The organism is Komarekiella delphini-convector SJRDD-AB1 (assembly GCF_014831675.1).
Lineage (GTDB): Bacteria > Cyanobacteriota > Cyanobacteriia > Cyanobacteriales > Nostocaceae > Komarekiella.
Window position 1 is genome coordinate 95,176 of sequence record NZ_VJXY01000018.1, and the last position, 12,963, is coordinate 108,138.

The 12,963-nt window shown below is 41.2% G+C and carries 10 protein-coding genes; 5 read left to right on the top strand and 5 right to left on the bottom strand.

Going from position 1 to position 12,963, the window contains the following annotated elements:
* Positions 1 to 443 precede the first annotated feature (443 nt).
* From FNW02_RS17640 to FNW02_RS17650, 3 genes are all read right to left on the bottom strand, one after another.
* Entirely contained in the window at positions 444 to 878 is a 435-nt protein-coding gene (locus FNW02_RS17640) for a hypothetical protein (protein WP_191758812.1), read from the bottom strand.
* Positions 879 to 1,503: 625 nt separating this feature from the next.
* Positions 1,504 to 2,136 carry a hypothetical protein gene (locus FNW02_RS17645; RefSeq protein ID WP_191758813.1) on the bottom strand — a complete coding sequence of 211 codons (633 nt, stop codon included), beginning with the start codon at positions 2,134 to 2,136 and terminating at the stop codon, positions 1,504 to 1,506.
* Between the two features lie 384 nt (positions 2,137 to 2,520).
* The gene (locus FNW02_RS17650) at positions 2,521 to 2,952 is read right to left on the bottom strand and encodes a hypothetical protein (RefSeq protein WP_191758814.1); all 432 of its coding nucleotides are present in this window, start codon (positions 2,950 to 2,952) and stop codon (positions 2,521 to 2,523) included.
* 777 nt (positions 2,953 to 3,729) lie between these two features.
* Here FNW02_RS17650 and FNW02_RS17655 point away from each other — a divergent pair.
* The 4 genes from FNW02_RS17655 (at position 3,730) to FNW02_RS17670 (ending at position 11,235) form a co-directional block, all read left to right on the top strand.
* Entirely contained in the window at positions 3,730 to 6,426 is a 2,697-nt protein-coding gene (locus tag FNW02_RS17655) for a tetratricopeptide repeat protein (RefSeq protein ID WP_191758815.1), read from the top strand.
* A 7-nt stretch (positions 6,427 to 6,433) separates the two neighbouring features.
* Positions 6,434 to 8,074 carry a class I SAM-dependent methyltransferase gene (locus tag FNW02_RS17660; RefSeq protein ID WP_191758816.1) on the top strand — a complete coding sequence of 547 codons (1,641 nt, stop codon included), beginning with the start codon at positions 6,434 to 6,436 and terminating at the stop codon, positions 8,072 to 8,074.
* A 373-nt stretch (positions 8,075 to 8,447) separates the two neighbouring features.
* A complete protein-coding gene (gene ppk1, locus FNW02_RS17665) occupies positions 8,448 to 10,628 on the top strand; it encodes a polyphosphate kinase 1 (protein WP_191758817.1) in 2,181 nt (726 codons plus the stop codon).
* A 190-nt stretch (positions 10,629 to 10,818) separates the two neighbouring features.
* Positions 10,819 to 11,235 (top strand): response regulator, encoded by a 417-nt coding sequence (locus FNW02_RS17670; protein WP_191758818.1) that lies wholly within the window; start codon positions 10,819 to 10,821, stop codon positions 11,233 to 11,235.
* Positions 11,236 to 11,387: 152 nt separating this feature from the next.
* On the opposite strand, the gene FNW02_RS38750 is transcribed toward FNW02_RS17670, so the two are convergent.
* On the bottom strand, positions 11,388 to 11,570 hold the full coding sequence (locus tag FNW02_RS38750) for a hypothetical protein (protein WP_225225723.1): 183 nt from the start codon (positions 11,568 to 11,570) through the stop codon (positions 11,388 to 11,390).
* Between the two features lie 169 nt (positions 11,571 to 11,739).
* Between FNW02_RS38750 and FNW02_RS17680 the strand changes: the two genes are divergently transcribed.
* Positions 11,740 to 12,303, top strand: coding sequence for a DUF2854 domain-containing protein (locus tag FNW02_RS17680; RefSeq protein WP_191758819.1), 564 nt, complete (start codon positions 11,740 to 11,742; stop codon positions 12,301 to 12,303).
* A 150-nt stretch (positions 12,304 to 12,453) separates the two neighbouring features.
* Here the strand turns inward: FNW02_RS17680 and FNW02_RS17685 are convergent, their stop codons facing one another.
* Positions 12,454 to 12,609, bottom strand: a complete 156-nt coding sequence (locus FNW02_RS17685; RefSeq protein WP_191758820.1) for a hypothetical protein — start codon at positions 12,607 to 12,609, stop codon at positions 12,454 to 12,456.
* Positions 12,610 to 12,963: the final 354 nt, after the last annotated feature.

The following is a 12,963-nucleotide window of genomic DNA, read 5'->3' on the forward strand; positions in this document are numbered from 1 at the left end:
ACTCTTGATGTTTTTTGGTTTTACGCCATTTACGACTTTTCCTAAACTGTCATTACCTTGACAATGACAGCATTAAAGTTAGACATCGCGTAGTTTTGTATTTGTAATATAATCATGACTTTTAAGAAGGATTTGAGTAATACGCTACTGAAATTTTTATTAGTATTAAATATTACAAAAACATTAAAATGATTCAATAACAAAAAAACTGGGTTTTTGTTTAATAGCCCGGTTTTTTAGATATTTATTTTTATCTGGCTAATGATAATTGCTGAAAATAAATAAAAAGATTATACGAGCAGATCCCCGACTTCTTGAAGAAGTCGGGGATCTAGCAACCCAGCAGTCGACAAACTAGTAGTTTATTAATGTGAACAAAAAACAGACTCCCAATTTCTTGAAGAAGTTAGGAGTCTTATTTTCAAAGTATGTAGAAATTCAGTTTATTCTAAACCGTCAACGCCAGCAGCAGCTTTGATGATTGCTGATGCATCGTCAATAGTTACAGCGTTAACACCAGGGGTAGTATTAGTACCTCTAAGAATAGCTATAACAGCAGCAGATAGTGATCCTGGTGTACCTGTACTTGCATTTCCACCTGCATTGAAAGATAGACTGCTTACAGATTGACTGGTTGTTCCTGGATTGGTATAAACAGGTGTAACTGTTAAAGTTGCGCCGGATGGCCCTGTGAAATAATAACCATCGGGCAAAAGCACCTCACCACTGATGCTTTCTGTAAAAGAACTAGGTCTAGTAACTGAGACAGCAGCACGAGCAGCTGCTTGGTCTGCATTTGCAGGGGCTACTAAGAAGTTACCAGCACCAACTAAACCTAACAGACCAATACTACCTTTAAGAATTGCAGATACTTTCATGATTAACAATCTCTCCGTATTGTTTATCTTTGTGTTCTTAATATAACCTTCGTATTGAAGAGTAGTTTCAGTGGTAAAACTGAAGTTTCCTAGTACATAAGTAGTATAAAAAACTACTAATAATTTACAAAGGATTATATTAAGTAGATAGTATTAAATAAAACTATTAAGTAAGTAGATGTAATTAAATGTAAAATAAAATTTTTGTTCGTAGTGAGGGATTTATCGCTTTATCTATATAAGGTTTTCAAAGGCTAAAGCCGCTTACCCTAGCTCTAATTTAATTAAGCTTTTCTACTTAATATGTAAAAAACATGTAAAAAAATGCGTAGTATTCCTGACGCTCTTTTCTACATGTCTTTTATTCAACTGCAAGATTTAGCAGTTGCTAATATATGGATAATCTGAACAATTTCTTGAACTTTAGTACTTTGTCAAGTTAGTTTTGAGGGTTTGTAGTAAGCACTTTAGTGCTTAGAACAATCAGGACTAAAGTCCTTACTACGAATTTGCTATCCATCAATTTAAACTTGATGCACATGCCTTCTTGAATTAATCTACGCCTCTGATAGAAATTTTGTCGGATTTTTCTGGTGTCGTAAAAGTGTGCAGTGCAAAACTCAGTCTACTCTAAGCCATCAGCACCAGCAGCGGATTTGATGATAGCTGCTGCACCATCGATAGTTGGAGCTTTAACGCCATCATTATCACTTTGAAGTATGTCTACAACAACACCGGCAACTGTACCTACGCTATTCACTGCTGTGGGTGTACCAGCGTTAAAGGATAAACCGTTTATGGATTCGTTAGTTTTTCCTGCGTTAGCGTAAGTGGGAGCAATTGTTAAAGTTGCACCAGGTGTTCCAGGTATTTCAGGGGTTGCAGGCGATCCTCCTACTAAGAATACTGTATAAAATGGATCGCCTGGGTTAGGTTGATAACATTCACTAAAGCCACATGTTGAGGTCGGGGCTCCTGGTGGTACGGCTAAAGTACCAGTACCGGGGACATTATAAGATTTAGTACCAGGAATTGCAGGCATTGCAGGAATTGTAGGAACCGCTGGTATTCCTTGGAAGAAATAACCAATAGGCGTAAGCACTTCACCAGCGAGGCTTTCGGTTACACCGCTGGGTCTGGTAACTGAAGCAGCAGAGCGAGCAGCACCTTGACCTGCATTTGCGGGTGCTGTCAACAAATTACTAGCACCAACCAAACCTAACAGACAAATACTTTTGATAATTGCAGAGACTTTCATGATTACAAGCTTCGTGTTTTGTGTATCTTTGCGTTATATGACCTTTACTTTGGTAGTCGTCTCAGTCTTGTGACTGTAATTTATTTATTGCATGAATAAAATAGTAGGTTCGGTAGATGGTATTAGTTTTAATGCCACGTGGAAAACATGTAGAAAAGATATGCAGTATTTCTACTGCCCTTTCCTACATGTGTCCTACTCAACTGCTAGATTTAGCAGTTGCTAGTTTGTAAATAACCCGGACAATTTTTTGAATTCTAGAGGCATTAACTATTATTCCAGCTTGAAATCTGTGATCTTGCCTTTTCTAGTTAATCTACGCCTCTTGTAAAAATTTTGCCTGGATTTTTGTAGTGTGTAAACTTGTGTGGTGCAAAACCCAGTTTACTCTAAGCCATCAGCGCCAGCAGCGGCCTTGATGATAGCTGCTGCATCGTCAATGCTTGCAGCGTTAACGTTACCAGTGTTGTCACCTTGGAGTATATCAATAACAACACCAGCAATTGTGCCTGAACTGTTTGTAGCTACAGGCATACCAGCATTGAAAGCTAAACCGTTTAGAGATTGAGAGGTTGTTCCTGCGTTTGCATAACTAGGTGTAACTGTCAAAGTGTTACCACCTGTACCCTCGAAATAATAACCAGTAGGCAGTAGCACTTCACCACTGAGGCTTTCGGTAACACTACCGGGTCTGGTAACAGAAGCAGAAGCACGAGCAGCTGCTTGATTTGCATTTGCTTGCTCTGCCAACAAACCACCAGCACCAACCAAACCTAACAAACAAACGCTTCCTTTGATAATTGCAGATACTTTCATGTTTACGAACTCCTCGTCGTTGTATGTATCTTTGCGCTCTTAATATAGCTTTCACTTTGGGTAGTAGTTTCAGTGAAATCACTGAAATTAATCAAAAATAAGTTGGTAATAAATTTTAAATAATAACAGGCATAATTTCTAGTATGAGCTTGAAAGCTAGTGCCAAAATTTTCATAAAAATAGAGCTTATGTTAATGAAAGAGACTAATATCAACTAAATAAATCCTACGGTTGTATTTGGGTAAGTTACTCGATGCATAGTATTTATATGTACTAAAAACTACAATACATATTAATTTCGGTAAAAGTACTGATGTTACATCTGAGCTTTGATGATGTACTAGGTAACGCTTGCAATATTTACGCGATACGCAACTTTCTCTTGAGTTCTCTGCTTTTTAAGGAGGGTCAGGGATAATTCAAATCTTGCACTTGCCCAATTTCTCGCAAAGAAATTTATTTCTTGGCTAACAGCTTAAGTCTACTTAAGTGAACTGCTATCCATGTATCAATGGGGTTTAATTCTCTTGAGAGGATTAGAGAATAGTGAAAGTTCGTAAAGTGTGGACTGAATTCCCTTACCAGTTGTCTTGAGATGACTTTAACTATTAACCTGAGCATTTATTCTCAAGCGGTTGTTGCAATTTAGTTTGAGTGAGATCTCCTCATTTACCCAACTTTAGGGAGAACTCTTACGCTTTTGATAAAGCTTGCTCTAGAAACAGTTGCATATTGCGTAATGTTTTTAATCTTCTTTATAAACTTAGGGCTAAATGCATGAGTGACGGTACTGCTTTGCTTACCAAAGGGCATTACTCAGAGGCTATTGCCTACTTTCAAGAAGAAATTACTAAAAGCCCAAATGCACCAGAATTTTATTTCCAGCTAGGAACCGCTTTAGCTTTGAGTAGTCAACTTCAAGAGGCGGTAGGTGCATTTCAGCAGGCTCTACAGATCAACCCAGAGTACGCGGAAGCTTACAGTAACTTAGGAGTGTTATTTTCCCTCCAAGGACAGGTTGAGAAAGCTATTACCTGTTATCGTCAAGCTGTGCGTTTGCAACCAAACTTTCCAGAAGTTCTGAATAATTTAGGACTTTTGCTCAGAGAGCAAGGCAAGTTAGATGAAGCAATAAGCAGTTTTCGAGAAGCCTTAAATCTGAACTCTAACTATCTCGAAGCCATTAATAATTTGGGCTTAGTTTTAACGCAACAAGGGGAACTAGATGAAGCTATTACCCTATTCAGACAAGCTCTAACATTGAATCCTGATAATGTTGATACTCTCAACCATCTAGGCTCAACCCTAAAAACAAAGGGAATGTTAGCAGAAGCTATTGTTTATTTAAAACAAGCAATCCAGCTAGAACCAGAAGAAGCGATCGCCCATAATTATTTAGGAACTATTTACAAAGACCAAGGACAAGTTGAAGAAGCTGTTGTCTGTTACCGCCGAGCAATTGATATTGATCCCAGCTATGCAGAGGCTTACCGAAATTTGGGATTAATCTTAACTCGACAAAATCAACTAGAAGAGGCAACCGAGTGTTTAGAAACAGCCCTAAAGTTAAAGCCAGATTTTCCTGAAGCTTTTAACAATCTAGGCATTATTTGTAAACGCCGGATGAGATGGCAAGAGGCTGGTGATTACTTTGAACAAGCGATTGAGTTACGTCCTCATTATGCTCTTGCCCACAAAAATTTAGCTGATATCTTTGTGCTAACGGGTTGCATAGATAAGGCTATTACAAGCTATCAAGAAGCCCTAAATTTGGGATTGACTGACCTAGATGCTTGGGTTACTCTGTGCCGTCTTTTGCGTCAACAGTCTCGGATAGAGGAAGCCTTATTTTGTAGTCAACGAGGTCTAGAGCAGTATCCTAAATGTGCCAATCTACATTATGCACAAGGTCTAATTTATATCCATACCAATAAAGTAGATAAGGCAGTTGATAGTCTGCGACAAGCTTTGGAGTTAGAGCCAGAGCAGTTTGAAACTTACTATCACCTGGGAGAAGCTCTAATTTCTCAAGGACGGCTTGCTGAAGGCAGAGATGTGTTACGACGAGGCTATTCTGTCCACCGCGATCCTAATTTTCGAGTTCGCCGGGCCCTGTCTTTGCCTATAATTTTGAGTTCTTGCCAAGAAATTGATCAAGAGCGCGATCGCTTGCTTGATGAAATGCAAGCGTTAGACAGTGAAGGAATCACGCTCAAAGATCCGGTTGGTGTTGCTTCAGTAGTAAATTTTTACCCAGCCTATCATGGTCGCAATGATCGCCAATTGCAAACAGCAATAGCTCGCTTTTACGTGAACAATTGCCCAAATCTGGACTGGGTTGCTCCTCATTGTAAAGGCGATCGTCCTATCAAGAAGCGATGGCGCATCGGCTTTTGTTCCCAATTTCTCCGGGGACACACAATGGGTAAACTCTACGGAGGCATTCTTGAGAAATTACCTCGTGACCAGTTTGAGGTGATTTTGCTACGTCTACCTGATTTTAAGGATGCTATGACCGCAAAAATTGGTAGTTATGCGGATAGTGTCATTTCCTTAGAAAACAATTTAGTCAAGGCGCGTCAGCAAATTGCTGAGCAGGAACTAGACTTGCTGTTTTATACCGACATTGGGATGGCTCCTTTGTCTTACTTCCTGGCTTTTGCGCGACTGGCTCCAGTTCAATGCATGACTTGGGGACACCCTTCCACTACTGGTATCCCCAACATGGATTACTTTCTCTCAGCAGAGGTTTTTGAATCTGACAATGCTCAGGATCACTACAGCGAGCATCTGATCCAATTGAAGCAACCAGGAATTTATTATACTCAGCCAACTCTGCCCCTTCCTGCCAGCCGTGAAACTTTTGGTTTACCTCCAGAAGGTTCCCTTTACCTCTGTCCCCAAAGCTCATTTAAGTTCCATCCAGAGTTTGACCAAATTATTGGGGATTTGTTGCGACGTGATCCACAGGGATGGTTTGTGCTGCTTGAAGGAATCTCCTCTCATTGGGATGAGCTACTGCGCCAACGTTGGGTAGAAAACATTCCCGATGTGGCAAACCGGATCTGTATTATGCGACGGCTTAGTTATGAAGAATATCTACAGCTATTGATCTTAGGGGATGTCATGCTTGACCCTATTCACTTTGGGGGTGGCAACACTTCCTTAGAGGCATTTGCTGCGGGACTACCTATTGTCACTTGGCCAGGAGATTACCTGCGTAGCCGGCTTACTTATGGATTTTATCAACAAATGGGCTTGCTAGATTGCGTTGCTTGGGACGCTAAATCCTATATTGAGATGGCCTACCGCCTCGTGCATGACTTGGAATGGCGTAGCCACATTCAGCAAGAAATCCAAAAACGAGCCTCGGTGTTGTACGAAAATCAAGCCGCTATTACCGAAATAGCTAGATTTTTCCAACTTGCCATTACTGCTTACGACTGCCATCAAACTATTCGCACCTGGAGGTAATTGAAAAATGCTAGTTTCTGTCATCACCCCGGTAACAGGTAATCCTTTGATGAAGCAGGCGATTCAAAACGTCCAAGATCAGGATTACCCACACATTGAACATCTAATTGTCATTGACGGTCAAGAGCGGGAAGCCGCTGCCCAGTCTATTTTAGAGGAAATTGAGTTTAAGAAGCCTCAAACCCATGTTCTTTGTTTACCCTATGCCACAGGTAAAGATGGGTTTAATGGACATCGTATTTATGGTATGTCGCCTTTCTTAGCGAAAGGAGATTATTTGGCTTTTCTAGATGAGGATAACTGGTTTGAGCCAAATCATATTAGTTCTCTTGTTCATATTGTCGAAGAAAAACAACTTGATTGGGCTTATGCCTTAAGAAAAATAGTAAATTCTAATGGCACTTTTGCAACCTACGACAACTGCGAGAGCTTGGGTAAATGGCAAGTCTTTTACAACAACTATCATCTAATCGATACTAATTGCTACTTTCTTAAAAAACGAGTTGCCCTCCAACATGCTCACCAGTTATACATGAGACATGGCGAACTTACTACAGGTGAACCTGGCACAGCAAGTGTCAAAAGTTCAGCGATCATTCTGTGCAATGAATTGCTAAAAGCCTATCCTCACTGCGATACTCCTGGCCTTTACACAGTTAATTATCGAGCGGGAATGAGTAGGTTTTCTGTACAGCTTGAGTTCTTCCATCAGGGCAATGCTGTCATGCAGACCAAATATCCCCAAGGTTTTCCTTGGCAAAAAGAATCCTTAATTCAAACGCACACTCAACCTGTATCTAACGCAGCTCAAGATAATTCTTTTGTTCCTGCACCTTCTATTCTTCAAATATCTTTAGATGATTTGGAACAGAATGGTAAAGCTACTGCATTTAAAGATTCAACTCAAGCAATTGTAGACAACCTGGGTTTAGAAAATCCCTACACTAACTTCAACTACCAAGATTATCCTTTAGACTTGCAAGGCTGGGGAAGTAACCATCCCTCATTTAGTCAATTAATCGATCAAATCAAACCCAAGATTATTATCGAAGTTGGCACTTGGAAGGGTGCTTCTGCTGTTCACATGGCCAAGTTGCTGCAAGAGAAGCACATTGACGGCACAATTGTCTGCGTTGATACTTGGCTTGGAGCCATAGAGCATTTATCAGGAGAATACTCTATTAGCCTATCCCGGAAGCATGGCTGGCCAACAATGTACTACCAATTTTTAGCAAATGTTATGTATAACAATTTACATGACTCCATTGTACCATTGCCTCTTCCCAGTAACATTGCTGGTCGATGGATACAGCAAAAAGACTTAAAAGCTGATTTGATTTACATCGATGCCAGCCATGAGGCGGACGATGTGTATGCAGACATTACATTATATTGGGAATTGCTCAAACCTAATGGTGTAATGCTTGGAGATGACTATGTTGTTTTAAAACACATTGGTGTGACGAGCGCTGTTCACAAATTTACCAAAGAACGCAATCTGACATTGAAAACAGCAGGAAATAAGTGGTGGTTACAGAAGCCTTCCGATCCTCAAGAAGTCATTGGTGCTTTGAACCGCCGTATTTCTCAACTTGAGATGATGTTGTTGAATCGTGATGTCGAGCTAACCTCAAACAAACGCATCTAGTACTAATTCGTAACTCGCTCCGGAGCTACGCCTTGCTGCGTTAACGTAATTAAGACACATAGAATAAGGCTTGATACAAGTTACGCTGTTTCTGAAACAATACATCTTTTTCCAATTTGTACAAGTCCAAGATGCGTTCCATGTCAAGTTAATAATCGCAAAACTTCCTTCTATAGAGACGCGCTGTTTCAAGTGTCTCTATAGGAGGAAAAATTATAGCGCAAATATTGTATCCATCATTGCTCTATAGCAGGCAAAAAGACAGAGTAGCCATATACAACTAAGAGCTCAGAGTTCCGCTCAAGCCCTATTTAATTTACTATGTTTGTATTCTCCAGTTAAATGGGCGACACCTGCCTCATATTAGGTCATCATGGCAAAATCCAAAAAGAGCGCGACCCCCATCAATCTGAGTGACCCGCAATACTATATAAATCGAGAGTTAAGCTGGTTGGAGTTTAATGGCAGGGTGTTACATGAAGCTTGTGACGATCGCACGCCTCTTCTCGAACGCCTCAAGTTTCTAGCAATCTTCAGTTCTAATTTAGATGAGTTTTTCATGGTGCGTGTTGCAGGGTTAAAGCAACAGGTAGAAGCAAAAGTTAGTCAGTTAACCCCTGATGGACGTACGCCGCAACAACAGTTAGACGATATCGGGTCTACCCTCAGTCCTCAAATCACAAAACAGCACCAACATTTTGAGCAAGTACTTCGACCCCTGTTAGCAAGTCACGGTATCCATATCCTAGATTACATAGATTTGAATCAGAAACAGCGGACTCATTTAGAGGGTTACTTTGAAGAACAAATCTTCCCGGTTCTAACTCCCCTTGCTGTTGACCCTAGTCATCCCTTTCCGTTTATTTCCAATCTCAGTTTGAATCTGGCTGTTGTAGTCAAAAACCCAGACACCGAAGAGGAATTTTTTGCCAGAGTTAAAGTCCCTAACGTTTTGCCGCGATTTTTACCGATACCGCCAGAGTTAGGAGATCAGCAAGACGGAAAACCGATCCACTGGACTGGAGTACCTTTAGAACAGGCGATCGCTCATAATTTAGAATCCCTATTTCCAGGGATGATTATTCAAGAATATCATCCGTTCCGTATTACCCGCGACGCCGATTTGGTATTAGAAGAAGATGAAGCAGATGACCTGTTGTTAGCGATCGAACAAGAATTGCGAAAACGGCGCATGGGTGGGAGTCCAGTCCGGCTAGAAATTCAATCCCAGACTCCTGAACCAGTGCGATCGCGATTATTGCAAGATTTAGAATTAACAGACAAGGATGTTTACGAAGTAGACGGTCTTTTGGGACTACGGGACTTAATGTACTTTATGGCATTACCATTACCGGAACTCAAAGATCCACCGCGACAATCTGTTGTGCCTCTGCGTTTACAACGGCTCAGAGAACCAAGTTTAGACCCGAATGTTGTGGAAGTAGACGAAGGCAAAGACTTTTTTGCTGTAATTCGGGAAAAGGATTTGCTAGTACACCATCCCTATCAATCCTTTTCGGCAACAGTGGTGCGCTTTATTACCCACGCTGCTCATGACCCAAATGTGTTAGCCATCAAGATGACCCTTTACCGGACTTCTGGTGACTCGCCCATAGTTAATGCTTTAATTGCCGCCGCTGAAAATGGTAAGCAGGTATCTGTATTGGTGGAATTAAAGGCGCGGTTTGATGAAGAGAATAATATTTACTGGGCAAGACGTCTAGAAAGAGTCGGAGTTCATGTTGTCTATGGTTTAGTGGGGCTGAAAACCCATAGTAAAACCCTGATGGTGGTGCGGCGGGAAAAAGATTGTATGCGTCGCTACGTGCATATTGGCACTGGTAATTATAACCCAAAAACAGCACGACTGTATACAGATTTAGGATTATTTAGTTGCCGCGAAGAATTGGGTGCTGACATCACAGATTTATTTAATTTCTTAACAGGTTACTCTCTGCAAAAGTCTTATCGAGAGTTGCTGGTTGCACCTGTGAATATGCGCGATCGCTTTCTAGCACTAATTCACCGCGAAATCGAAAATGTTCAAAATGGATTTACTGGACGCATTGTTGCCAAAATGAACGCCCTAGTAGATCCACAAATTATTGCCACTTTATATGAAGCTTCCCGCGCTGGAGTGCAAATTGACCTAATTATTAGAGGCGTTTGCTGTTTACGCCCAGGACTCAAAGACATTAGTGAGAATATTCACATAATCAGCATTGTCGGTCGCTTTTTAGAACACTCTCGCATTTATTATTTCTACAACAATGGACAGGAAGAAATCTACATTGGCAGTGCTGACTGGATGAGCCGCAATCTAGATCGCCGTGTTGAAGTAATTACTCCAGTCAAAGATCCAGATATTGCTAAAGACTTGCAAGAAATTATGGGAATTATGCTGGCAGATAATCGCCAAGCTTGGGAGTTACAATCTGATGGCAGTTACATCCAGCGGCGTCCCGGTGACGATTGTCCAGAAGCTAATTCACAAAAAACTCTCATGAATATGGCATTACGTTCAACTGGCACAACCTCAAATCTGATTGATTAAAAAACAAGTTATTTCTAGCTTGACAACTAGCTCAACTCAGTTTTTTTTAGAAAACTTTAATTTTTTGGAGTTATCTAAATTATTATTCATGGCAATACACAAGTTATTCAACCATAGGATAGAGTGAGTGCTGGCACTTGTTCCCATAAACTATTAAAGATTACCCTACGTAGTTTTTTATTTCCCTGGAATGTTAATGTTGTCCTGCGAGCTTTCTACCTTGCGCGTTTTAGTAGTTGATGATCACGAATTAACTCGTTTAACCTTACAATTGGTTTTTTCTGGTCAGGAAAATATTCAAGTAGTAGGTTTAGCCAGTAATGGTGAAGAAGCTATAGAAATGGTTAAACGTTGCCATCCTGACGTGATTATTCTAGATTTACAGATGCCCGTCATGGATGGTTGGAGTGCGTCTAGTCATATAAAAGCTATATCTCCCAATACTCAGATTCTTGCTTACTCCTCGGTGGAAGATACAAGCATTTTGGAGACAACAGCAATGCCTAGTTTTGATAATTTTTGCAGAAAAGATGTGTCCACAACCGAACTCATTGCTTTAGTCAGACAATTAGGTCAGCGTGCAGGAGATGGTTCAGTTGCAGGATAAATGATACAGCTATAATTGCTGGGTAAACCTGGGCATAGCTCAATTCTGGGGATTTGGGAATTATCGTATGTATTACTGAAAGGCGTCGGTAGAGCCGTAAGTTGACGGTTACACCGACGCAATTTCTTATCCTTGCTACCGCCTATTTCGACTTAATTATTTTCTGTTTGCGGAATAGTGCGTCTAAATTCATCAATTAACTCGTCCAGTTCATCTAGAGCTTGATCTACGTCAATTTTCAATGTTCCTAGGTTTGGTTGCTCCAGCAGATTCAGCAGATATTCGCGTTTACTTTGCACTACAGCAATTCGTTCTTTTAACGTCTGTATATCCATTATTTCCTTCCAAACTTTAACTATCCTCAAGTTTAAACTTAACTCAAAATCCAACGCCCTGGACAGATTAATTTACCTAGTAGTTTCAGCCAATACTCTTCCCTAATCTGTTACTCATAGCCGATGATAATAAAACTGAGGTATTAAGAATTTATAGTAATCTAAGCTCATGCTACGCCAAATTTCTTTGGGAACACTCGGTTTAACTATCGGCAGCATATTAACGATCATTGGCTTTGTTGCCTACGCTGCTAATAATGCCACGCTCAACCTTGTAGGATTTTTTTATGGTATTCCTCTATTGTTGGGTGGACTGGCGCTCAAAGCTAATGAACTCAAGCCCATACCCTTTAGCCAAATTACCACACCGTCAATGTTAATGCTGCGGGAGCAGCAAGCAACTGTTACTCAAAATAAAATTCGCAAAGACATTACCCGATATTGCTATGGTCAAGATGCTCATCTAGATTCCGCACTCTCTTTTTTGGGGCTGAGTCCCACAGATGAAGAACGACCTGTAGTTACAGGGTTACGAGAAACAGAAGTTAATGGGTCTTATACCTTGATTTTAGAATTTGATTCGCCCTTGATACCAATTGATGTGTGGCAAAAAAAGCAGGAAAAAATGACTAGCTTTTTTGGGCCTGGAGTGGAGGTTGAAATAACACAGCCAAGTGAAAATAAAATTGAATTAGCGCTGATTACTACTCAAAAAGAGTTGATTAATAAATAAACAATAAAAGTATGCGTTGACCGAAATCGCAGCTATAAAAATGAAGTCCGCAAAGGCGGACTTCATACCAAAAAGACTAAGAGGCTGTTTGAAAAGTAGTTACCTGTGATTTTAGGCACTTGTTGATCCCCCCTAACCCACGCCAGTCGCTCATGGGGAGCCACCCCAAGGCGGAGGTTCCCGACGCTCGTTCGCGCAGCGTGTCGCAGACAAGACTCGCTCTAAGCGTTGGCGAAGCCTCTCGAAGAGAAGCCATGCCGTAAAGCCTGCGGCATGGCTTCGCTTAAGGCGAAGCCTCTCGTTCACGAAGTGTCTCCGATAGGAGAAGAGAAGGCTTTACGCTGCGCTATCCGTTGTGGGGAGTGGCGTGGAAACCCCCTTGGCGCTAGCCTCTCCCTTTGGGAGAAGACCCCGCTGGCTCCCCTTTTTAAGGGGGGAAACCGGAATTAAAGTCCCCCTTTTTAAAGGGAGCCACTGTGTTGGGGAGACAGCGCCGTGGGCGGGTTTCCCGACTTGAGGCGACTGTCGTCGGGTTTCCCGACTTGTAGCAAGTGGCGTGGATTTAGGGGGATCTAGAACATTTTGCTACCAACAAGAGGACTTTTCAAACATCCTCTAATAAATCAGGCTTTGTTCGGGTAACTCTAGATTTTAGCTTGA